16 protein-coding genes are annotated in these 23,302 nt (G+C 72.3%); 14 read left to right on the plus strand and 2 right to left on the minus strand.

The features are described 5' to 3' along the window. Nucleotides 1–227: 227 nt before the first annotated feature. The 7 genes from ABEA10_RS43405 to ABEA10_RS43435 all read left to right on the plus strand — a co-directional run bounded on the left by ABEA10_RS43405 (nucleotide 228) and on the right by ABEA10_RS43435 (nucleotide 9,315). Nucleotides 228–1,427 (plus strand): hypothetical protein, encoded by a 1,200-nt coding sequence (locus tag ABEA10_RS43405; RefSeq protein ID WP_345474309.1) that lies wholly within the window; start codon nucleotides 228–230, stop codon nucleotides 1,425–1,427. Nucleotides 1,428–1,492: 65 nt separating this feature from the next. After that, complete coding sequence (locus tag ABEA10_RS43410; RefSeq protein WP_345474310.1) at nucleotides 1,493–3,895, plus strand: serine/threonine-protein kinase; 2,403 nt, start codon at nucleotides 1,493–1,495, stop codon at nucleotides 3,893–3,895. Next, nucleotides 3,895–4,893, plus strand: a complete 999-nt coding sequence (locus ABEA10_RS43415) for a PP2C family protein-serine/threonine phosphatase (protein ID WP_345474311.1) — start codon at nucleotides 3,895–3,897, stop codon at nucleotides 4,891–4,893. Before ABEA10_RS43410 ends, ABEA10_RS43415 begins: the two co-directional genes overlap by 1 nt. Nucleotides 4,894–4,927: 34 nt before the next feature. Further along, nucleotides 4,928–6,238: a vWA domain-containing protein gene (locus ABEA10_RS43420; protein ID WP_345474313.1), complete on the plus strand. Its 1,311-nt coding sequence runs from the start codon at nucleotides 4,928–4,930 to the stop codon at nucleotides 6,236–6,238. 3 nt (nucleotides 6,239–6,241) lie between these two features. Next, nucleotides 6,242–7,051, plus strand: coding sequence for an FHA domain-containing protein (locus ABEA10_RS43425; protein ID WP_345474314.1), 810 nt, complete (start codon nucleotides 6,242–6,244; stop codon nucleotides 7,049–7,051). 11 nt (nucleotides 7,052–7,062) lie between these two features. After that, nucleotides 7,063–8,481 (plus strand): hypothetical protein, encoded by a 1,419-nt coding sequence (locus ABEA10_RS43430; RefSeq protein WP_345474316.1) that lies wholly within the window; start codon nucleotides 7,063–7,065, stop codon nucleotides 8,479–8,481. A gap of 12 nt (nucleotides 8,482–8,493) precedes the next feature. After that, the gene (locus ABEA10_RS43435) at nucleotides 8,494–9,315 is read left to right on the plus strand and encodes a glutamate ABC transporter substrate-binding protein (RefSeq protein WP_345474318.1); all 822 of its coding nucleotides are present in this window, start codon (nucleotides 8,494–8,496) and stop codon (nucleotides 9,313–9,315) included. Between the two features lie 29 nt (nucleotides 9,316–9,344). Here ABEA10_RS43435 and ABEA10_RS43440 read toward each other — a convergent pair whose 3' ends face one another. Next, nucleotides 9,345–10,076, minus strand: a complete 732-nt coding sequence (locus tag ABEA10_RS43440; RefSeq protein ID WP_345474320.1) for a nucleotidyltransferase domain-containing protein — start codon at nucleotides 10,074–10,076, stop codon at nucleotides 9,345–9,347. Nucleotides 10,077–10,167: 91 nt separating this feature from the next. On the opposite strand from ABEA10_RS43440, the gene ABEA10_RS43445 reads away from it, so the two are divergent. Together ABEA10_RS43445 and ABEA10_RS43450 are read left to right on the plus strand one after the other, a co-directional pair. Beyond that, entirely contained in the window at nucleotides 10,168–11,316 is a 1,149-nt protein-coding gene (locus ABEA10_RS43445; RefSeq protein WP_345474322.1) for a hypothetical protein, read from the plus strand. A gap of 186 nt (nucleotides 11,317–11,502) precedes the next feature. Beyond that, nucleotides 11,503–14,646 (plus strand): TIM-barrel domain-containing protein, encoded by a 3,144-nt coding sequence (locus tag ABEA10_RS43450; protein ID WP_345474323.1) that lies wholly within the window; start codon nucleotides 11,503–11,505, stop codon nucleotides 14,644–14,646. A gap of 116 nt (nucleotides 14,647–14,762) precedes the next feature. On the opposite strand, the gene ABEA10_RS43455 is transcribed toward ABEA10_RS43450, so the two are convergent. After that, nucleotides 14,763–15,989 carry a serine hydrolase domain-containing protein gene (locus ABEA10_RS43455; protein ID WP_345474324.1) on the minus strand — a complete coding sequence of 409 codons (1,227 nt, stop codon included), beginning with the start codon at nucleotides 15,987–15,989 and terminating at the stop codon, nucleotides 14,763–14,765. 113 nt (nucleotides 15,990–16,102) lie between these two features. Here ABEA10_RS43455 and ABEA10_RS43460 point away from each other — a divergent pair, with 113 nt between their 5' ends. The 5 genes from ABEA10_RS43460 (at nucleotide 16,103) to ABEA10_RS43480 (ending at nucleotide 23,170) form a co-directional block, all read left to right on the plus strand. Next, nucleotides 16,103–17,257, plus strand: a complete 1,155-nt coding sequence (locus ABEA10_RS43460; protein ID WP_345474326.1) for a sensor histidine kinase — start codon at nucleotides 16,103–16,105, stop codon at nucleotides 17,255–17,257. Beyond that, entirely contained in the window at nucleotides 17,245–17,889 is a 645-nt protein-coding gene (locus tag ABEA10_RS43465) for a LuxR C-terminal-related transcriptional regulator (protein ID WP_345474328.1), read from the plus strand. Before ABEA10_RS43460 ends, ABEA10_RS43465 begins: the two co-directional genes overlap by 13 nt. Before the next feature lie 144 nt (nucleotides 17,890–18,033). Then, nucleotides 18,034–20,205 (plus strand): FUSC family protein, encoded by a 2,172-nt coding sequence (locus tag ABEA10_RS43470; RefSeq protein WP_345474330.1) that lies wholly within the window; start codon nucleotides 18,034–18,036, stop codon nucleotides 20,203–20,205. A 158-nt stretch (nucleotides 20,206–20,363) separates the two neighbouring features. Next, nucleotides 20,364–21,188, plus strand: coding sequence for a uroporphyrinogen-III synthase (locus tag ABEA10_RS43475; protein WP_345474332.1), 825 nt, complete (start codon nucleotides 20,364–20,366; stop codon nucleotides 21,186–21,188). 125 nt (nucleotides 21,189–21,313) lie between these two features. Beyond that, complete coding sequence (locus tag ABEA10_RS43480) at nucleotides 21,314–23,170, plus strand: hypothetical protein (protein WP_345474334.1); 1,857 nt, start codon at nucleotides 21,314–21,316, stop codon at nucleotides 23,168–23,170. Nucleotides 23,171–23,302 lie beyond the last annotated feature (132 nt).

The raw sequence follows: 23,302 nt of genomic DNA on the forward strand, positions 1-23,302 counted from the left end.
CCGCGCCTTGACTCTCCTCCACCGCCGAGACGACACCCGAACGCGACGGCGCCTTATCTCCCAGAATGTGCAGATCGCTTGTGATGACCACGGTTCTTGGTGGAAACTGATCCACCGATAAGCGCGGCATCGGAACAATGCGTCGAGCCGCCTTTTTCTCACGGTGCACACGGGGTCGAGCACGGACGAGGGTCGGTTTGCTGGGGGACGCGGGAGTCGGCCGGTCGATGAGCCGGGACGAGATCGACCGTACGCTGACACGCCTTAAAGGCGAGCGCGAACGCATCACCCAGGGCCTGCTGGAGCTCGAGGACCACCAGGGCTACCAGATGCTGAAGGGCACCCGGCTGACCGGCGAGACCGAGCGGTCCTGGGCCGGCATCAGCGGCCGGATGGCCACGTTGTGGAAACTGTTCGAGGCCCACGGAAAAGTGCTCGGCGAGGCCGAGGAACTGCGGGCGCGGCACTCCAAGCCCGGTCAGGCCCAGCTCGCCGAGCTGACCCGTCTGCTCACCGGCACCTCCGTCGAGCTGGTGAGCGAGGAGATCCCGCTGGAGGAGCGGACCCTGCTCGGGCCGACCGGCGAGTGGCTGACGCTCGACGGCGTGATCGAGCGGATGACGCCCCTGTACGAGGAGACCGCCGGCCTGGTCGCCGCGGTGAACGAGGTCTGGTCGGCCCTGCTCACCCGCCTGGGCGAGGTGGAGGAGACGGCGCGCGCGGTGGCGGCCCTGCACGGCGCCCTCGGCGTGCGCGAACCGGAGTTCGACGAGCTGTCCGGGCTCCTCGCGGCGGTGCGCGAGACCGTACGGTCCGACCCGATGGCGCTGACGTCCGGCGACCAGGCCGACACCACGCGGATCGACGCGATCGGGACCGACCTCGCGGCCCTGCGCGGCCGGCTGGAGGACGCCCTGCGGATCCGCGACGAGCACGACGCGCGGGCCCGCGGCATCGAGGCCACGATCGCCCTGGTCGAGACGGCCGAGCACGAGGCCGCCGAGGCCAGGGACCAGGTCCTCGCCAAGATCGACTCACCGGCGCTGCCCGACATCCCGGTGACGTCGGTCGCGCTCCGCGACCGGCTCGCCGCCCTGGAGGGGCTGCGCGGCGAGGGCCGGTGGCTCGAGCTGGCGACGCGCGCCGCCGAGGTCGAGCAGGCCGCCGCCACCGCGCTGGACCAGGCGCGCCAGACGACCGCGCTGATCACCGGCGTGCTGGACCGGCGGGACGAACTGCGCGGACGGCTCGACGCGTACAAGGCCAAGGCGGGCCGGCTCGGGCTGGCCGAGGACATCGAGCTCACCGGGCTGCACCAGCGGGCGTATGACCTGCTCTGGACCTCACCGTGCGACCTGCGCGGGGCCACGAGGGCGCTGGCGGACTACCAGCGGGCGATCGCATCGCGCGCGGAGGGGACGGCTTGATGATTCGGTGCACCCAGCCGGGATGCACGGGAACGGTCGAGGACGGTTACTGCGTCCAATGCGGTATGGCACCTGGACTCAGCGGCCCGAGCGCGTCGCCCGCGAGCGCCCCGGCGGGCCGCTGCACCCAGCCGGGGTGCGCCGGCACCATCGAGGACGGCTACTGCACGACCTGCGGCATGGCGCCCGCCCCCGCCGCGAAGCCCGCCGCCCCCACGCCGGAGGCCCCCGCCCCCGCCGCCGCGCCCGATGGGCGGTGCGGCCGGCCGGGCTGCGACGGCGTGATCGAGGACGGCTACTGCTCCACCTGCGGGTCGCCTCCCGCGTCGCCTCCGGCCACGTCCGGTGGCGCCTCGGGCAGCACGCCGAGCGTCACGACCGGCAGCTCGATCACCGGCAGCATCCGGTCCAGCCGCAGCGTCCGCACCGGCTCCACGCGCTCGCGGTCGTCGGGGCGCGGCATGCTGGGCGCCGGGCTGGTCGAGGTGCCCCGCGTCCCCTACCGCGACCCGACCACGGCGATCAAGGAGAATCCCGAGGTCGCCGAGCACAAGCGGTTCTGCAGCGGCTGCGGCGAGCCGGTCGGCCGGGCGCGCGGCGGTCGGCCGGGCCGTACGGAGGGCTTCTGCCCGAACTGCGGCGCCGGCTACTCCTTCACCCCCAAGCTCAAGGCGGGCGACCTGGTCGGCGGGCAGTACGAGGTGCTCGGCTGCCTCGCGCACGGCGGCCTCGGCTGGATCTACCTCGCCCGCGACCGCAACGTCAACGACCGCTGGGTCGTGCTCAAGGGCCTGCTCGACACCGGTGACGCGGACGCGCTCGCGGCCGCCGCCGCCGAGCGCTCCTACCTCGCCGAGGTCGAGCACCCGAACATCGTCAAGATCTACAACTTCGTCCAGCACGGCGGCTCCGGCTACATCGTCATGGAGTACGTCGGCGGCAAGCCGCTCAAGGACGTGCTGCTCGAACGCCGCAAGGCCGGCGATGACGCGCTGCCGCTCGGACAGGCCATCGCGTACGGCCTGGAGCTGCTGCGCGCGCTCGGCTACCTGCACGGCGTCGGCCTGCTCTACTGCGACCTCAAGCCGGACAACGCCATCCAGTCCGACGAGCAGCTCAAGCTCATCGACCTGGGCGGGGTCCGCCGCGTCGACGACATGGACAGCGCGATCTACGGCACGATCGGCTACCAGGCCCCCGAGATCGCCGAGCGGGGCCCCTCGGTCAGCTCCGACCTCTACACCGTCGGCCGTACGCTCGCGGTGCTCAGCTTCCCGTTCAAGAACTTCACCACCACGTACGCGGACCGCCTGCCGGACCGCGCGGAGATCCCGCTGCTCCAGCGGTTCGAGTCCTACGACCGGCTGCTGCGGCGGGCCACCCACACCGAGCCCGAGGCGCGGTTCGCCGACGCCACGGACATGGCCGACCAGCTCACCGGCGTGCTCCGGGAGGTCCTGTCGGCCGAGGACGGGCAGCCGCGCCCCGGCCGCTCCTCGCTGTTCGGCATGGAGCTGCGGGCCGTCGGCACCGAGCTGGCCGGTGACACGGGCTCGGTGCTCGACTCGCCCGCGCCGGCGGAGGTGGCCGCCGCGCTGCCGACTCCGCTGGTGGACGCGGGCGACCCCTCCGCGGGGTTCCTCGCCGGCCTGACCAGTGCCGAGGCGGAGCAGCTCGTGCCCGCGCTGTCCGCCGCGCCGAACCCCTCTCCGGAGGTGCGCCTGACGCTGGCGCGCGTCCGCATCGAGCTCGGCGACATCGCCGAGGCGCACCGGCTGCTGGGCGAGCTGGCCGCCGAGCGGCCCGGCGACTGGCGGATCCCGTGGTACGAGGCGGTGGCCGTGCTGGCCTCCGGGGACGTCGCGCGGGCCGAAGGGCTCTTCGACGAGATGTACTCCCTGCTGCCCGGCGAGGCGCCGCCCAAGCTGGCCCTCGCCTACTGCCGGGCGCACCGCGGCGACCACGCCGGGGCCGCGGACCTGTACGAGCGGGTCTGGCGCACCGACAACGGCTACATCAGCGCCGCGTTCGGGCTGGCACGCGCGCGGCTGGCGGCCGGCGACCGCGCCGCCGCCGTGGCCGTGCTGGACTCGGTGCCGAGCATCTCCAGCCACCACGTCGCCGCGCAGGTCGCGGCGGTGGCGACCGCGATCCGAGGCCGTAACCCGGCCGAGCTGACCGAGCCGGAACTCATCGGCGCGGGCGGCCGGCTGTCCCCCCTCAAGCTCGACGGGGAGCAGCGCGGCCGGCTCGTGGCCGAGGTCCTGGAGACCGCCCTCACCTGGGCGCACGCCACCAGTGACGCGCCCCGCAACGGGACACTTTTCGATGCGGCTCTGACCGAACGCGCCCTGCGCGGCCGGCTGGAGGAGACCTACCGCGCGCTGGCCCGCCTCGCCGACACCCCGGCCGAACGCCACGACCTCGTCGTCCGCGCCAACGCCGCGCGCCCGAGGACGCTGATCTGATGGCCGCGACGACCGAAGAGCGCGCCTGCCCGATCTGCGATCTGCCGGTGTACCCGGACGAGGACTACTGCGAGGCGTGCGGCCACCGCCTCGACGCGCCCGTCCCCCGCTGCCCGGGGTGCGGCGGCAGCACGATCAGCGACGGCTACTGCGAGCAGTGCGGGCTGCGCCAGCCCGACGGCACCGATCACATCGAGCTGGAGGTCACCGGGGCGGCGGGCGTGAGCGACCGCGGCCTGCGGCACAGCCGCAACGAGGACGCGATGGCGCTGGCCGTGACCGCCGACGGCGTGGCCGGTGTCGTGTGCGACGGCGTCTCCTCCTCCACGCGTCCCGAGGACGCCTCGCGTGTCGCCGCCGACACCGGGGCCGCCGCGCTCGCCGAGCTGCGCGCGGCCGGGCAGGACGCCGAGTCCGCCACCCGTACGGCCGCCGCGCGGGCCGCCGAGGCCGTGGCCGCCCTGGTCGGCGGGGACGGGGACGACACCCAGCCGACCGAGCCCCCGTCGTGCACCTACGTCTCGGCGCTCGTGCACGGCGACGCGGTGACGATCGGCTGGATCGGCGACAGCCGCGCCTACTGGCTGCCCGAGAGCGGCGAGGGCGCGCAGCTGACCGAGGACGACTCGTGGGCGGGCCAGATGGTCGCCTCCGGGGCGCTCACCGAGGAGGAGGCCGAACGGCACCCGAACGCGCACGTGATCACCGCGTGGCTCGGTGCGGACGCCACCGACGCGGAACCCCACGTACGCACGCTCACCCCGGACACCCCGGGGGTGATCCTCGTGTGCAGCGACGGGCTGTGGAACTACTACCCCGAGCCCGCCCGGCTCGCCGAGGCCGCCCCTGCCGCCGCGTCGGAGCCCCTGGAGGCGGCGCGGACGCTGACCAGGCTGGCGAACGAGGCGGGCGGACGCGACAACATCACCGTCGTCGTCATCCCCTTCCGGCCGCAGACGCCGCCTTCCGCACAACCGACCCAGGAGCCGGCCCGATGAGCGCTCGGGCCACTCCTCCGACGAAGGAAGTCGCATGACGGGCAACCCCGATTTCACTCTCACGGTCGACCAGAACAAGTACCTCCCCGAAGGGGGCCAGGAGGTACACGCGATCGTGACGGTCGAGGCGAGCGGCGTACCCGCCGCCGGCGCCGTACGGTCGACCTCCGCGGCCGAGGTGATCATCATCGACACCTCCGGTTCGATGGACTACCCGCGCACCAAGATGTCCGCGGCGATCCGGGCCGCGCAGACCGCGGTGGACTCGCTCCGCGACGGGGTCGCCTTCGCGGTCGTGTCCGGCTCGGCGCGGGCGCGGATGGTCTACCCGGCCGGCGAGCAGCTCGTCCCCGCGAACCCGCAGACCCGGCAGGAGGCCAAGGCGGCGCTGGAGCGCGTGCGGCCGGCCGGCGGCACCGCGATCGGCGCGTGGCTGGGCCTGGCCGACCGGCTGTTCGCCGCCCACCAGGAGGGCATCCGGCACGCCATCCTCCTCACCGACGGCAAGAACCAGCACGAGAGCCCCGAGCAGCTCGACGCCGTCCTCCAGTCCTGCGCCGGCCACTTCGTGTGCGACTGCCGCGGTGTCGGCACCGACTGGGAGGTCGCCGAGCTGCGCAAGGTGGCCTCGACCATGCTCGGCAGCGTCGACATCGTCGCCAGCCCGAACGACCTGGTCGCCGACTTCCGCGCGATGACCGAGGCGGCCATGGGCAAGGCGGTCGCCGACGTGGCCCTGCGGGTCTGGACGCCGCAGGCCGCGCGGCTGCGCTTCGTCAAACAGGTGACGCCGAGCGTCGAGGACCTCACCGGCAAGCGGGTCGAGGCCGGGCCCCGCGCCGGCGACTACCCGATCGGCGCGTGGGGCGCGGAGAGCCGCGACTACCACATCTGCGTCGAGGTGCCGCCCGGCACGATCGGCCAGGAGCTGCGCGCCGCCTGGGTCAAGCTGGTGCTGCCCGGCGCGGGCGGCGGCCAGGAGCAGGTGCTCGCCACCGGCAACGTCCTGGCGGAGTGGACCGACGATGAGGCCCAGTCGACCCGCATCAACCCGAAGGTCGCCCACTTCACCGGCCAGGCCGAGCTCGCCGAGGCCATCCAGGAGGGACTGGCGGCCCGCAAGAGCGGCGACGTCGACACCGCGACCGCCCGCCTCGGCCGCGCGGTCAAGCTCGCCCACGAGTCGGGCAACGAGGCGATCGCGGGCCTGCTGGACAAGGTCGTCGACGTCGAGGACCAGGCGACCGGCACCGTACGGCTGAAGAAGAACGTCGACAAGGCCGACGAGATGTCCCTGGACACCCGGTCGAGCAAGACCGTACGGACGCGCAAGGGCGGAGCCTGATCCATGCCGACCTGTCCGGCCGGACACTCATCCGGCGCCGACGACTACTGCGACGTCTGCGGCACCCGCATGACGGGGCCCACGGTGTCCTCGATCCTCGCGGCACCCGGCAGCGGGGCCGGGAACGGGGCCGCCACGGCCGCTCCCCCGGCGGCGGGGTCGGGCGAGGCCTGCCCGGACTGCGCGACACCGCGTACGGGCCGGTTCTGTGAGGGCTGCGGGTACGACTTCGCGGTCGGGGCCGGACGCTCGGGTGCGACGGGCCCGGTGCGAACCGGCCCCGCGCCCGCCTCGGAGTCCTCGGTCCCCTCGGTGCCTTCGGTGCCCTCGGTGCCGTCGGGACCGTCGGGGCCGTCGGATGAGCCGGCGACCGGCCGGTGGGGCGCGAGCGGGTCCGGTGCGACGAAGCCGGCCGCGTGGACGGCGATCGTCAACGCCGACCGCGACTACTACGAGACGGTGCTGCGGCAGAACGAGGCGAACAGCGCCTTCACCTTCCCGCCGTACTGTCCCGAGCGCCGGATCCCGCTGGACCGGCCGCAGGTACGCATCGGACGGCGGAGCGTCTCCCAGGGCACCGTTCCGGAGATCGATCTGAGCGAGCCGCCGGAGGATCCGGGAGCGTCGCACACGCACGCGGTCCTGCTCTCCCGGCCGGACGGCACGGTGAGCCTCGTCGACCCGGGCTCCACCAACGGCACGACCGTCAACGGTTCGGAAGAGCCGATCCCCGTCAACGTCGAGGTGCCGATGCGCGACGGCGACCGCATCCACATCGGCGTCTGGACGACCATCACGCTGCGGAAGGGCTGAGGCCGGTGACCATGACAGAAGCTCCGCCGTCCCGGCCACCGGCGCGCCTGGCCGGCGTGGCACGGGTCGTACGGCTCCGGACGCTGCCCGGACGGATCCGGGGGCTCGCGCTCCTGGCCGTGCTGGCCGTCGCCGCGGTGTTCACGGTGGCGGCACTCGCCGTGCAGGACGCCCGCGACGGCCTCAAGATCATCGGCCACGACGCCGGCCCCCAGGTGGTCGCCACCGGGGACCTCTACTACGCGCTCAGCGACATGGACGCCCAGCTCGCCGCCGTCCTTCTCATGGGTCGCGAGGACCTCGGCTCGGGCCGGGCGAAGGCCCTGCAGGTGTACGACCAGCGGCGCTCCGAGGCGCACCGCGCCCTGCTGCAGGGCTCCAACCTGGCGAGCGGCGACAGCGCCGAGCAGCAGACCGCGCGCTCGATCCTCGACGCGCTGGGCCGGTACGAGCAGCTCGCCGGCCAGGCGCAGCAACTCGACCAGCAGCAGCCCCACGCCGCCGGAGCGCCGAGCGACCAGGTCCGCAAGCTGTACCGGCAGGCCACCGACCTGATGAAGCTCGACGTGCTGCCCAAGGCCTACAACCTCACGCTCGACAACGGCACGACGGTGCGGCGCACGTACGAGTCCAAGCACACGGCGGTGCTGGACGGGATCGCGTGGGTGGTGGTCACCGGCCTGGTGCTCATCGTGATCCTCGTCGGGCTCCAGGTGTACCTGACCCGTCGCTTCCGCCGGCTCATCAACCCGGTGCTCGCGCTGGCGACGCTGGCCTCGGTGGTGCTCGTCGCGGCCACGGTCGGCCTGCTCGCGAGCGAGGCACGCCACCTGAGCAAGGCCAAGAACGACGGCTTCGACTCGGTTCTGTCGCTGTCGCGGGCCCGCGCGATCAGCAACAACGCCGACGCCGACGAGACGAGGTACCTGCTCGACCCCGACCAGGCCGACACGTACGAACAGGTCTACCTGGACAAGTCGCAGGAGATCCTCTCGGTCACGGCCGGCAATCTCCAGCAGTACTACCAGCAGGTCGACGCGCGGATCGCGGCCCACAGCGGGTTCACGGGCTTCCTCGGCCTGGAGTCGCAGCACGTCACGCTGCCGGGCCAGCGCGCCGCCGTCGACCGGACGCTCCAGGGGTACGAGACGGTGCAGCACGACGACTCCCAGCTGCGTACGCTGGCCAATACCGCCGGACGACGCCACGACGCGATCGTCCTGCGCATGGGCACGGCCTCGCGTGACTTCGCCGCGTACGACCAGTCGCTCGTGTCGCTCACCGCGATCCATCAGAAGGCGTTCAAGAGCGCCATCCGCGACGGCGACCACGGCCTGAGCGGCTGGAGCGTCGGCCTGCCCGTCGCCGCGGTCGTCATCGCGATCCTCGTCCTGGTCGGCGTGCGTCCGCGGCTGTCCGAGTTCCGGTAAGGGGAGCGAGTCATGCGAGTAGCTCTGAGTCGGATCGGCGCCGCGCTGGCGCTGCTCCTCACCGCGGCCGGGTGCGGCACCGGCGGCGGCACGTCCGTCGCGGACAAGGACACCCTGGTGATCGGGGTCTCGAAGGACCAGCCGGGACTGGGGGCGCAACAGCCCGACGGTGGCTTCCAGGGCTTCGACATCGACGTGGCGCGCTACATCGCCGCGCACATGGAGAAGAAGCCGAAGAAGGTCGACTTCAAGGTCGTGCAGTACGACAAGCGGGAGAGCTGGATCCAGTCCGGCAAGGTCGACCTCGTCATCTCCAGTTACTCGATCACGCCCGAGCGGAAGACCAAGGTCGCCTTCGCCGGGCCGTACTACGTCGCTCACCAGGACACGCTGGTCCGCGCGAGCGACACCGGGGTCAAGGACGTCCGCAACCTGGCCGGCCGGCGCCTGTGCGCGGTCACCGGGTCGGTGTCCTGGCAGCGTGTCACGGTCGAGCGCGGCGTGCCGGCCCGTGTGGTCAAGGCCCCGACGTACGGCGACTGCATGACCAAGCTCATCGGGGGCAGCCTCGACGCCATTTCGACCGACGACCTGATCCTCGCCGGATTCGCCGCCCAGAAGGGCCGGTCGGTGCGTTTCGTCAACGCGCCCATCTCCGACGAGCGGTACGGCGTCGGCATCAAGCAGGACGACATCACGGGCTGCGAGGACATCAACAAGGCGATCACCGGGATGTACCTGGACGGGACGGCGGCCCAGCTCCTGCGGAAGTGGTTCGGCGCGACGGGCCTGCACCTGACGACCACGGTGCCGCAGTTCGAGGGCTGCGGCTGATCACCCGGGACGGACGGGCGGTCGCCGCCTCACCCGACGAGACGCACGGCGGCGTCGACCGCCTTCACGGGTTCTTCGGCGACCGCGGCGAGGATCGCGTCGACGCCGCGGAGCCCCGCCCGGTCGAGCAGCGTCTTCTCGTTGGTGACCCACTCCCCTCGCTCCGCCAGCACGGCGTGCGCGGCCTGGTGGGCGGCGGTCGCGATCGCCCCGGCCGTCTCGGCGACGTGCCCCTTCACGGCGTGTGCCCCCCGCGCGTGGTCGAGGGTGAGCCGCGCGTCGGCGCGCCAGCGACCGGGCGCGCTGTCACGCAGCGCTCGCGGGTACTCCGGCCGCGGCAGCGTGCCGTGCAACACCCGGTTGCCGGCGAGCTCGGCGACGACGATGTAGGTCGGGACGCCGGCGAGGTGGAACAGGAGCCACTCGACCGCGAAGCGCCCCTCGCGCGCCTCGGCCAGGCGGTGCTCGACGTCGTCGAGATCGCGGTAGTGCACGTCGACCTTCCGCCCGTCGATCCGCAGCCAGGCGCCGCCGTTGAAGACACCGCCGCCCCAGCCGCCGACCTCGGAAGCCCGCCCCTCCCACCCGAGCGCGCGCAGGTCATCGGGCTGGAAGTCGCCGCGGTAGTAGACGGCGAGATCCCAGTCGCTGTCGGGCCGATGCGTACCGGCCGCCCGCGACCCGCCGAGCGCCACCGCCTGAACGCGAGGAAGCCCGGCGAGCCGCTCGCCGACGTGGGTGAGGAATTCGTCGTCCCGCATGCCGCGATCGTAGACGCGGGCGGAGTAACCTCGCCCTCGACTTTTTCGCCGACCGATGGCCGGGTGTCCCCTGGCGGCGCGGGAGTGCACAGTGCTGAGAGTCGTCGCGGGGTTGCTGGCCGGCGGTACGCTCCTCGCGCTCGCGGCACTGTGGTGGGCGAGCCGCTGGCCCGGCTCCGACGCGCGAGCGCGCACCCGTCGCCGGCCGCCGCGCGGCGTCGATCCGGGGCTCGCCCTGCTGACCTGGACCGGGCTCCGGGGGAACGCCCGGGAAGCCGCGCCGATGGTGGTCCTGGCCGAGCTGGTCCACCGCCGCGTGGTGCACGCCGCCGATGACGGCCGGGGCTCCTGGCGGCTGACGTACGCCGCCCGGGACGCACGGCTCATCGGCTACGAGAGACTCTTGGTGAACGCACTGTTCGGCACGCGGAACACCACCACGACGCTCCGCCCGGACACCTTGCATTCCATCGCCCCGGCGATCGTGAGCGAGCTTGAGAACACCGCGCGAGAACGCGGATGGGATCGGCCGTTCGACCGCCCGAGAGGCTGGACGGAGTACTGGGGAGTCGTCTCCGGCCTGCTGTGGGCCGGAGGGCTGACGGCGTTCTTCGCGCTCGCCGGCCTGGTCGGCGGGCGCTCCTGGCTGTTCGGGTACGAGGGATGGGGCGTCACGGCGCTGTCATTCTGGTTCGCCGCGGTGACCATCGCGGCGGTGCGCTCGGACGTCGGCGAACAGCGCAGGCGCCCGGACCGCCGGCGCCACCTTCAGCTCCGGCGTTTCCTGCGCCGGCTGCGGATCAGTGCCGAGGCCGCGCGTCGCGGTGACCCGGACGCGGCCGAGGTCACGGCGCGCCACGCGCCCTACCTCCTCGTCGCCGCGGAGCGGGCCGGAGGCGCCGGGCGGAAGACGAAGGCCGTGCGGCCCGATGACGACGCCGAGCCGGACCAGGCGCGGATCGTCAGTGAAGCCCTCGAAGACCAGGAACGGCTCGATCGGTTCGATGAGGCCGCGGACACGCTCGTGGACTATCTCCAGGACGTCCTGGAACGCCACCTCGCATCGCAGCCGGGTCACCGGGCGGGCGCCGGCGATCGGCAGGGCGGCGACCACGACGGCGCCGACGGCCCCGCCCATGACGGCGGGCACGACGGCGGACACCACGGCGCCGGGCATCACGACGGCGGGCATCACGACGGGGACGACGACCACGGCTGGGACCACGGGCACGACTGGTAGAAGGCCTGGCCGATCCTGGCGCGTTCCAACCTCTTGATCTTTGTCCGATCGCGTGCCATTTTGCGTCTGCACCGGGTGGTTGATCATCTGCTGCGAAGTTAATCGAACATTTTCGAACACCGGAGGCGTTGGATGAGGTCGACTCGCCGGCGGGTTGGACGAGCGTGGCGGCCTCGGCCGTTGCGCATGAAAGTGGTCGCGCTGGTCGCCGCGCTGGCCGGGGTGTTCGCCATCGCGGCGGCGCCACCGGCCGCCGCCTCGCCCGGCGGCGGGGCGCGGCACCGGGCGGTGCGTTCGGGCGACGCGCGGTTCGAGGTCCTCTCCCCCACCCTGATCCGGATGGAGTACGCGGGCGAGGGCGAATTCACCGACGCCGCGACGTTCAACGCGATCGGCCGGGACGACTTCGGGAACACGCCCTTCACGCACAAGGTGAGCAAGGGCTGGCTGACCATCGCCACCGACCGGATGACCCTGCGGTACAAGGTCGGCTCCGGGCCGTTCACCGCCGAGAACGTGTCGGTGAGCCTCCGTACCGGAGTGACCGCGCATCCCACCTGGCCGGCGCCGGCGGTCTGCCCCGTCGGCACGCTGTGCGAGGCGGAGAAGACCACCCTCACGGGCGGGGTGAGCGTCGCCTCGGACCACAGCGGGTTCACCGGCACCGGGTTCGCCGCCGGTTTCCAGAGCGTGGGCGCCTCGCTCACGTACCAGCTCGACGTGCCCTCCGACGGGACGTACGACCTGCGCCTCCGGTACGCCAACAGCGTGGGCGGCGACGGCGGGAACACGACCCGTACGCTGAGCGCGGCCGTCGACGACGGCGACGCGACGACGCTCTCGCTGCCGACGACCGCCGACTGGAACACCTGGGCGGTCGCCTCGATGTCGCTGTCGCTGTCCGCCGGCCGGCACACGCTGGTGGTCTCCCGGGGCGCGAAGGACTCCGGGAACGTCAACATCGACAGCCTCGCCGTCACCACGCCCGGCGCGCCGTACCCCGCGCCGGCCGCCACGGCGACTCCCTGCGACTACGGCACCGTGTGCGAGGCCGAGGACGGCGCGCTCACCGGAGGAGCCAAGGTCGGCGCCGACCACAACGGCTACGCCGGCAGCGGCTTCGTCGCCGGCCTGGAGCGGGCCGGCGCCACGGACTCCATCGCGCTGCGGAACGTGCCCGCCGACGGCCGGTACGCGCTCCAGCTCCGGTACGCGAACGCGAGCGGCTCGGCGCGTACGGTCTCCACCGCGGTGAACGGCGGGACGGCCACCTCCTCCAGCCTGCCGGTGACCGCCGACTGGGACAGCTGGTCGACGGCCACGATCCCGGTCACGCTGACCAAGGGCTCCGACACCGTCGCGATCGGCTGCCCGTCCGCCGACAGCTGCCACGTCAACCTCGACACGGTCGCCGTCACCTCGACGACGTCGCCGGTCCGGCCGGTCCACAGCCCGCTGGGCGGGTACCGCCGCGGCCTCGACGGCGTCAACGGCAGCGCGGTCACCACACCGGGCCTGCTGTACCGCGACGGCTGGGAGCTGCTCGACGACACCACGTCGGCGCTGTACGACCCGGCGACGCGCGCCGTCCACCAGCGGCCCGCCCAGAAGACGTACCAGGACTCCTACCTCTTCGGGTACGGGCAGGACTACAAGCGCGGCCTGGCCGACCTCGCGACGCTGACCGGCCCGCCGAACCTGCTGCCGCGGTGGGCGTACGGCGTGTGGTTCTCCGAGTACTACGACTTCACGGCCGCGGACTATGAGAACACCGTGCTGCCGCGGTTCCGCTCCGAGGGGGTGCCGCTGGACGTCCTGGTCACCGACACGGACTACAAGTCGCCCTCCACCTGGAACGGCTGGGAGATGGACCCGAAGAAGTTCCCCGACCCGGCGGCGTTCTTCGACTGGTCCGCCCGGCAGGGGCTGCACAACACGCTGAACATCCACCCGAGCATCGGCAGCGACGACGCGCAGTACGCGAAGGCCCAGGCCACGGCCGACGGGAAACTGGCCGCGAGCGGCTGCTCGGCCGACCCGGGCCAGACCTGCCACGTGTTCGACTGGGGCGACCCGAAGCAGCTCAAGGCCTACTTCGACCTGCACCAGGCGACGGAGAAGCAGGGAGCGGACTTCTGGTGGCTGGACTGGTGCTGCGAGGACTCCCGCTCGTCCCTCGCGGGCGTCACCCCGGACGCGTGGATCAACCAGCAGTACGCCGATGACACGGCCAAGAACGTGGGCCGCGGCTTCGCCTTCTCCCGGGCGTTCGGGTCCCTGCAGGCGGGCGGCTACAGCGGCCAGGCGGGCGTACCGACGGGCCCGTGGGCGGACAAGCGTACGACGGTGCACTTCACGGGCGACACGACGTCGAGCTGGGACACGCTGCGCTTCGAGGTCGGCTACACGCCGGGCGAGTCGGCGGCCACGGGCCTGTCGGCGGTCAGCCACGACATCGGCGGCTTCAACGGCCCGTCGCACCTCGCCGACGACCTGTACGTACGGTGGGTGCAGCTGAGCGCGTTCCAGCCGATCCTGCGGCTGCACGGCAACCACAGCGACCGCCTGCCGTGGCAGTACGACGACCAGGCGCGTACGGCGGCGGAGAAGTTCCTCAACCTGCGCGAGGACCTGGTGCCGTACACGTACGGGCTGGCGCGGGAGGCCTCGGTCTCCGGCATGCCGGCGGTACGGGCGACGTACCTGGAGTACCCGGACCAGCCGGGCGCGTACGACGCGGCGTCGCGTGAGTACTTCTACGGCTCGGACGTGCTGGTCGCACCGGCGACGTCGGCGGGCACGTCCTCGACGACGTCGGTGTGGTTCCCGCCGGGCAAGTGGACGGACTACTTCACCGGCAAGACCTACACGGGCCCGGCGGTGGCGGACGTGACGTCGGACTGGAACTCGATGCCGGTGTTCGTGAAGGCGGGCGGCATCGTGCCGACCCGTACGGACAACGTGACCAACGACGTGCAGAACCCGCTGACCAAGGTGACGCTGACGGTGTCGGGCGGCGCGGACGGCACGTACTCGCTGTACGAGGACGACGGCCGGTCCGCCTCCCCGAAGTCGGCGACGACCAGGATGCGCTACACGGACAAGAACCACACGCTGCGGATCGCACCGGCGAAGGGCTCGTTCGGCGGCCAGGTCGGCAGCCGCCAGTGGACGGCCGTCTTCACGAACGCCGGCACCCCGTCGGCCGTACGCGTCAACGGCACCCCGGCACCGGCCGGAAGCTGGAAGTACGACCCGAACCGCCGCACACTGACCGTGACGGTCCCGGCCCGTTCGATCCGAACCGCCACGACGATCAGCTACGGCTGAACCGCGTCGGGTCTCCAGGGTCGGCAGGCTCCCGGTGAGCCTGCCGGCCCGTGGCGCGTGATCCGCGCGGGTGATCAGACCCGCCGTTGAGCGCGCCCGCGTCATGTGGTTGATGCTCAGCTCTGGGTGCGGTCGGTGCCCGGGGCCGTGCACAGGGCGTCGTCGACCAGCTTGCTCTCGGCCTGTTCCACCCGCAGGACGTCGTCCGGTGAATCGGCGTACACGCCCGACAGCGAGACCGTGACGCTGCGCCGGCCGTCGGCCGTGACGCCGTCGGCGGTGATCCAGCCCGAATCGCCGCCCTCGTGGCCCCAGTACACCCCGCCGCACGAGAGCGGGCGGGAGAAGAGCCCCAGCCCGTCGCGGGCGCCCGGCATGAACCGCTGGTACTCCCCGCTGACGGGCATGGTCTGCTTCATCTGCGCCAGCTGCGCCTCGGGCAGGAGCCGGCCGCCGAGCAGGGCGCGGAAGAACCGGTTGACATCGGCGGTGGTGGAGACGAGTCCGGCCTCTCCGTTGGTGCCGGAGCCGACCTGCTCGGTGACGTCCACGAGTGGCCCGCCGGGCTGGAACCTCTGGTAGGTCTCGGCGTGTGGCCGGGGCAGCGTGGGCGAGGTACCCGGCCAGAAGGTGTGATGGAGGCCGAGCGGCCGGGTGATCCGGTCCCGTACCTCCTCATGCCAGGAGTGCCCGGTGACCCGCTGGATGATCATGCCGAGCAGGACGTAGCCGGTGTTGGAGTAGCTCCAGTCCTCGCCGGGCTGGAAGTCCGGCCGGTGACGCATCGCCCGGGCGACGGTCTGCTCGGCGGTGTAGACGTCGTATCGGTGCCGGTAGAAGTCCTCCGCCGAGGTGTAGTCGGGGTAGTCGTCGTGGATGCCGCTGGTGTGCTGGAGCAGCCGGCGGATGGTGATCGTGCGGCCGTCGTTTCCGTTTCCGGAGACCACGCCGGGCAGCCATCGTTCGACCGTGTCGTCCAGGGAGAGCCTGCCGTCGCCGGCCAGTTGAAGGATCACGGTGGCGACGAACGCCTTGGTGACGCTGGCGATCCGGAAGTGGCCGTTCGGGGAGACCGGCCGACGGGTCGCCACGTCGGCGACGCCGCTGGTGGCGGTCAGGTTCCGGCCGTCAGAGGTGATCAAGCGGGCCTGGACGCCCGTCACGCCGAGTGCGGTGATCGCGGCGGCGTCACGCCGGAGCCGCTTCTGGTCGTCGTGCTGTCGTGCGGCCATCGCGCCGGGCGCACTGGCGGAGAGGGTCCCGGCCACGATGGCGGCCAGGGCCAGGTTCCGCCGGACGGACCGGGCGCGCCGCCGTGGTGAACGAATCGGTGAGGTCGTCATGGGCGTTGACGCTAGGTCCGGCGGAAGCGAGCGGACGATACCGCTCACCAGTGGGAAAAAGGGGTGGCAGGCTGTAGTGCCCGGCTCGCTCACCATGGCCCAGACTCGTGCGAATGAACGACCCTGAGACCAGCCGGCTCACGGCGACGTGGCGTGGTCTGGGCTACCTGCTGGGAAGCCTGTCGGCCGCCGCGGTCACCCTGGTCGCGCTGCCCGTACTCCCCGTCCCGACGATGGCTCGCGCCTGGGCGTCCTGGCATCGTGGCCGCGCCGAGCGGCTGTTGCGTTCTCCCGGTTCCGGCCTCGTCCGTGTCGGTACGTGGCGTTTTCTCGGGTGGCTGTGCACCTACATCGTGACCAGCCTGGCGTTCGGGCTCGTCGTTGTCGTGTGCGCCGGCAACGCGGTCGCCACCGCCGTCACGGTGCCCCTGTGGTGGGCATTGCCCGCCGGCACCCGCGCGGGCGGCTTCGCCTTCGGTGTTCCACTGTCCGGGTGGAGCACGTCGTTGACCCTGGGGACCCTGCAGATCATCATCTTCGCGGCCCTGACCTACTGGCTGGTTCCGCTGCTGGCGCGCCTGCACGCCCGGATCTGTGTGGCGCTGCTGTCCCCCTCGGTCGCCGAGCGGCTGGCGCGGCGGGTGGAGACCCTGACCGAGACACGAGCCGGCGCCATGAACGCGCACGGTGCGGAACTCCGCCGGATCGAACGCGACCTGCACGACGGCACCCAGGCTCGGCTGGTGGCCATCGCGATGCGGCTGGGCGCGGCCCGTGAGTCGCTGGAGACGGACCCCGAGATGGTGGACCGGCTCCTGCGGGAGGCGCACGAGGGGACCGAGGAGGCCATGGCGGAGCTTCGTGCGGTGATTCGGACGATCTACCCGCCGATCCTCGCCGACCGCGGCCTCGCCGGGGCGCTGGCGGCGCTGGGGACCCGATCGGCGATCGGCACGGAGCTGGACATCGGGGATCTCGGGACGGTGCCCGCCGCGGTCGAGGCCGTGGCCTACTTCACCGTCGCCGAGGCGCTGACCAACGCCGTCAAGCACAGCCGGGCCGCCCGGAGCACGGTCCGGATCGCCCGCGACGGTGACCGGCTCTCCGTCGAGGTCACCGATGACGGGATCGGCGGCGCCGACGAGACGCGGGGTACCGGCATCGCCGGAATCCGCCACCGCGTCCTGGCGCTCGACGGCACCGTCCGCATGCACAGCCCCGCCGGCGGCCCGACCACGATCGCTGTGAGCCTGCCGTGCGGGTCGTGATCGCCGAGGACAACGTCCTGCTGTCCAGCGGGCTCGAGCTCCTGCTGACCGCCAAGGGCTTCGACGTCGCCGCGATCACTCAGGACGCCCCGGGCTTCGTCGCCGCCGTCACCGAACACCGGCCGGACGTCACCATCGTCGACGTACGGCTGCCACCGTCCTTCCGCGACGAGGGCATCCACGCCGCGCTCGACGCCCGCCGCCGGCACCCCGGCCTGCCGGTGCTCGTCCTGTCCCAGTACGTCGAGCAGCAGTACGCCACCGAGCTGATCTCCGATCGCCGCGGCGGCGTCGGCTACCTCCTCAAGGACCGGGTGAGCCGGGTGAGCGAGTTCATCGACGCGCTGCGGCGGGTCGCCGCCGGCGGCACCGTCATGGACCCGGAGGTGATCGCGCAGCTTCTCACCCGTCACGCCCGTGACCCGATCGCCGATCTCACGCCGCGCGAACGCGAAGTGCTCGCCCTGATGGCCGAGGGAAAGGACAACGCCACGATCGCGGCCCGGCTCGTCATCACCGAGAACGCCGTCCACAAGCACATCGGCAACATCTTCGCCAAGCTCGGTCTCTCGCCCGCCGACAGCGGGCATCGCCGCGTCCTCGCGGTCCTCACCTACCTCAGCCGCCACTGAGGACCGGCGGTGGGTCCTCGTGCACCAGGGCCGCAACGGGCTGATCCGCGGGGAACGGGCCGGGTCGAGCCACCTTGGCCGATGGCGCTGTAAGGAGCGTCTATAGGATTCAGTACCTACCCCCTCACGACAAGGAGCCATGCGATGACGTCCGGGTGGACAGGCCGGGCCGGTCAGCGAGCCCGCACCACCATCGACAGAATGGTCGCCGCCGATCCCGGACTATCTCGATGGCATCTCGCGTGGCGTGCCACGCTCGCGGTGGCGTGCGTGGCCTTCGCCGAGCACTGGGTGGGACCGGCCGCCGGGCTGCCGGCACTGGTCGCCATGCTGCTGGGCGGCATGATCGCCATGAACGGTTCGTTCCTGCTGGCCGGCCGGACCCGCCTCGACGCCCTCCTCACGGCCGCCGGGATGCCACTCGTCGCGTTCGCCGGAGTGGTCGTGGCCGTCGCGGTCGACGGTCACCTTCTCGCCTCGCGGCTCGGCTTCGTCGTGCTGACGGTGGTCGCGGTCTATGTGCGGCGCTTCGGCATCCGTGGCATGAACTACGGGCTGCTGGGGTGGTTCGCCTACATGTTCGGCGCGTTCTCGCGGGTCCGCCCGGATCAGCTCCTGCCCCTCTGCCTGGTGTTCCTATCCGCGGTGGCGATTCTCGTCATCCTGATGGCCGGGCTCACGTACCAGCGTCCCCGGACCAGGCTCGGCGCGGCACTGCGCGCGTTCGACCTGCGGGTCGCGGCGGTGGCCCGTGCCTGCGCCGACCTGCTCACCGAACCGGGCGCCAAGAACGCACGCGAGCTGCACGCCCGCAGGTTCTACGTGCTGGAGGCCGCCCTCATCGCCGAGGGACATCTGGCCTCCCCGGCGGCGGTCGAACACGATCACGCCTACCGGCTGCGTACCCGCCTGCTCGCCACCGAGCTCGCCGTCGAAGAACTCGCCACGGCGACGATCGCACTGGCCGGTTCGGCCGCGCTGCCGGAGCCGGTGCTCTCGGCCGCCACCGCCACGCTCCGGGCGTTGGCGGTCCGCGACCTGGACCGCGCGCGCGAACACGCGCGTGAGCTGGACGGACGCGGCCTCCACCAGAGCGAAGGCCTCCTCCTCACCAGCCTGGCGGACGCGGCCGATCGGCTGTGTGACGCCCTCAGGCCGCACGCGGGTCCCCGGCACGCCACGGACGACGGCCCGCCGACGCCAGCCTTCGAGCCGGGCGTCCAGCTGATCGCCGGAAACCTCCCGGGTTCGCTCGGCACCGCCGCCGAGGCGCTGGAGGCCGGCGGCGTCAAGGGTCCGCGATGGCTGCGCCTGTCCCTCAACAGCCGGCAGTGCGTCCAGGCCGGGCTGGCCTCGCTGCTGACGCTGCTGTGCGCGCTCCCGGTCTCGTCCGTACGGTTCTACTGGGCGATGCTCGCCTGCCTGATCGTCCTGACCGGCACGGCCACCTCCGGCGAGACGCTGGTCAAGGGCGCCCACCGTGTGCTGGGAACCGCGCTGGGCGTGGTGACGGCGATCGCGGCCGTGCACCTCACCCGTGGCCACGACACCCTCGTGGTCACGGTCATGGCGGTGTGCGTCTTCCTCGCCGTGTACTTCATCCGCGTCGCCTACGGGGTCCTCGCCTTCGCCATCACCACGCTGATGGGACTGCTGTACAACGCCCTGGGCGAGTTCAGCGACACGCTGATCCTCACCCGGCTCGAAGAGACGGCGGTCGGCGCCGGCGTCGCGGCCCTCATCGCCGTTCTGATCCTGCCGGTGCACAACCGGAACACCACGGCCGCCGCACGCGACGCGTTCGTCCGCGACCTGGTGAGTCTCGTGAAGGAGGTACGGGACAAGACGGCCGGCCGAGGCTGTGGGACGGATCTGCTGATGTCGGCCCGCCGCCTCGACGCACGAATGCACCAGCTCGCCCTGGCCACCCACCCGTGGGGCGGGGCCTCACTCGCCGGCATCGACAGCGCACCGGTGGCCCGCCGGCTCGCCTCGTACAGCGCGATCACGGTACGCGCCAAGGCCCTGGCCACGGCGGCGGCCATGGAGACCTCGCCGGTCCCGGACCTGGACCTGATCGCTCCCCTGACCATGCCCCTGCGCCGGCTGACCGGCGACTACACGCTCAGGATCGACACGCCGTACACCCCCATGAGGAGGCCTCCGGCGCCCGTCCCGCGCTGCGGGCCGGCGCGCACGCTTCGCGCCCTGGCCGACGACCTCGCCGGGGCGATGGACGGCCTCCGCGCGGGCGGCGACATGACCACGTGGGTCCCCACCAGGCAGACGCCCGTCTCCAGCCACCACCGGCCGTAATCCTTCCCTTCATGGGCCCGTCGTCGCGCTCGGTAGCCTGGTCGGAGGGGCGCGGTGCTCGTCCGCGCCGCGCACGACGTCGTCGGCCGAGCCGGCCGCGGGAGGCCGGGGTCGTCACCGGCACGAGCCGCCGGTTCCCAGACCTGTTGTGAGGACCTATGAAGGGTGAGCCGGCGAGCCCGGAGGCAGTGATCCGGGTCGGTGTGACCTCCGCGCGCAAGGGCGCCGAGCTGGTCACGGCGTTCGAACGCCGCGGGGCGCGGGTGCTGCACGGCCCGACGCTCGGCGGCGACCGTCCGGTCGATGACGACGTGATCGCCGTGGCGATCGACCGGCTGGTGGAGCTTCGGCCGCTGTGGTTCGCCGCCTCGACCGGCATGGGCATGCGTCTGCTCGCCGCCGCCGCCGAACGCACCGGCCGCCGGGACGCCCTGGTGCGGGCACTACAGAACGCGACCGTGGTGGCGCGCGGTCAGAAGGCCGCCGGCGGGCTCAAGCGCCTGGGCGTCACCCCGGTATGGGTCGCTCCGGACGAACGCGATTTCCAGGTCGAGGCCTGGCTCGCCGAACACGTCCGCACCGACGAGGTGGTCGCCGTGCAGGTACACGGCGCGGGCGGCGATCCGTACGGGAAACTGATTCAGACCGGAGCGATCGTCGAGAAGCTCGCCCCGTACGTCTCGGCCCCACCCGACGACCCGGGCCCGGGCACGCGACTCGCCGAGGCGGCCGTCGCCGGTGAACTCGACGTGGTCACCTTCATGTCACCGAGCGCCGCCCACGGCCTGGCGACGCTGGCGAACGCGGCCGGGATCGGCGACCGGGTACGCGAGGCACTGAACGGCCCGGTCGCCGTCGCCACGGTCGGCCCGGTGACCGGAGACGGCGCCCGTGACGCGGGATACGCCGTAACGATCGAGTCCGACAACCGCGCCGGTGCCTTGGTCCGCGCGGTGATGAGCTGGTGGGCCGACCGCGGCTGAACGCCGTACCACGGCGGCCGTCGGCGCCGCACCGGACCTCGTCGCGGCAAAGATTCCGGCGCGGATCCGGACCATGGCGTGGGATCGGTCCCGCCCGGTGCACGATGGTCGGTACGTTCGACGACGTGGCGGAAATGTTCGACGACTCGGCCAAGGCGGTGCTCACGGAGCTGCGCGGGTGGGCGGATCGGGCCGGCCGTCCGCCGGGCGGCGACGCCGATGAGGCGCGGCTGCTCCTGGACCTGCTGCACGATCATCTGGGGCTCGGCCTCACCGACCTGGCCGTGGGTGACCTGAGCGAACTCTTGCTGGAGGTCTATCCCCGGAAGGTGACCGTACTGGAGGCCGAGGACGCCGCCGCGGTGATCCCGACCGTACGGGACCTGCTGGCGTTCTGCCGTGACACCGGAAGGCTGAGCAAGGCGAAGGTCACACGGCTGGAGACCGAGTTGGAGGGGATCGAGCCGCGGTTCGCCGATGCGGTGATGGACCCCGCGAACTGGGGGCCCGCGCGGTCGCTGGCACAGTCCATGGCGGCCGACGGCGTCGATCTGTCCGATCAGAGCGCCGTCGACCGCTGGATCAGCGAGAACGACCACGACCTGACGGGCTTTGAGGGTGCCGGCCCCTTCGACGAGGACGAGACCCTCGATCTCGCGGAGGCGTTCGGACTGCCGGACCGGCTGCCGCCGTTGCGACTGCCCGGAGACGGCGAGCTGGCCGAGGCCGCGCGGGCCAGCGTCCTGCTGAACCGCGCCCGGCGGCTGGCCGACTGGGTCGGCGAGAGACGTGACATCGCCGACGGCTACGAACTGGAAGCCGACGATGTGGCGGACGCGACGGCCGCTCTCGGCATCGACGCCGGTGAACTCGCGCATGTGTGGCATTTCGCCGAACACACCGAGTTCCTGTCCTGGCACGACACCTACGTGACGACGGGTCCGTCCGCCGGGGACTGGCCGTCGGCAGACGACGACGAGGTGCTGGACACCTGGCAGATGGCGCTGACCGAGGTCCTGTCGTGTGAACAGTTCGCCGGCGTCGACCCGGACGAGCAGACGCGACTCGTCTTCGACGGTGCCGGTGTCGCCATCGTCATGGCGCTGTTCCTCTCCCGCGCCGAGGGCATCCCGGCCGTTGAGCTCCACGAGATGATCCGCGACGGAGCGACCGCCGACCTCCCGCCCGACCTCGCGGATCGCAGCTGGTCGGCTTGGACCGAAGAACACGGCGACCCGGCCGACCTGCTGCTCGCGTGCCTGCGGGACCTCGGCGCGGTCGAACTCGACCGGCCCTCCGATGACGCCGCGCCGTTGGTCCGGCTCACCCCGCCGGCCATCTGGACCGTACGCCTCCAGCTGGAACAGTCCGGTGTCGACGTGCCGATCCTTCCGCCGGCGCAGGAGATGACCGCCGCGGACCTGATCGCGGTGGCCGAGGGCGGCGTCGAGGAGGAGATGGACGCCGAGCTGACGGCCTGGGTCGAACTGCGCGGCGCCGAGGCCGCCGCCGACGACTTGCTCCGGACCGCCGCCACGGGCAGCACCGCGGACCGGTTGTTCGCCACGACGATGGCCACCCGGATCGGCGCCGCCGCCGAACCGCGGTGGCGCGAGGCCCTGGATGACCCGCGGCTACGCCCGTACGCCAAGGTCGCGCTCGCCGAACTCGCAGGGATCCAGCCTCCCGATGCCCCGGCCGAGCTGCAGCCCACTCCCGAAGACCTGGCGTGGCTCCTGACCGACTCGATCGCCGCGACCTGCCCCGTTCTGGACCCGGATGAAATCGCCGAACAGCTCCGCGAGGCCCTCCCGCCCGGTGAGGGGCCACAGCATCTCCTCGACGTGATGTGGCGCCTGGACCACCCTGACGTCATGGAGGTCCTGACCCTGACCGGCGACCATCACCCCGACAAGAAGATCGCCAAAGCCGCCCGCAAAGCCGCCTTCAAAGCGACCTCTCGGAAACCAACGACCCGCTGATCGGCGGCCTCACGGGCAGGATGCCCGACGGGCTCCGCCGGTCCGCGTCAGCAGAGCGCGCCGGGTCGCCGCCCGCGTGGAGACCGGGAGCACCCGAGATGGGCGAGCCGTCCGTTCCGATGAGATTCGGCG

The organism is Actinoallomurus oryzae (assembly GCF_039541955.1).
Classification (GTDB): Bacteria; Actinomycetota; Actinomycetes; order Streptosporangiales; family Streptosporangiaceae; genus Actinoallomurus; species Actinoallomurus oryzae.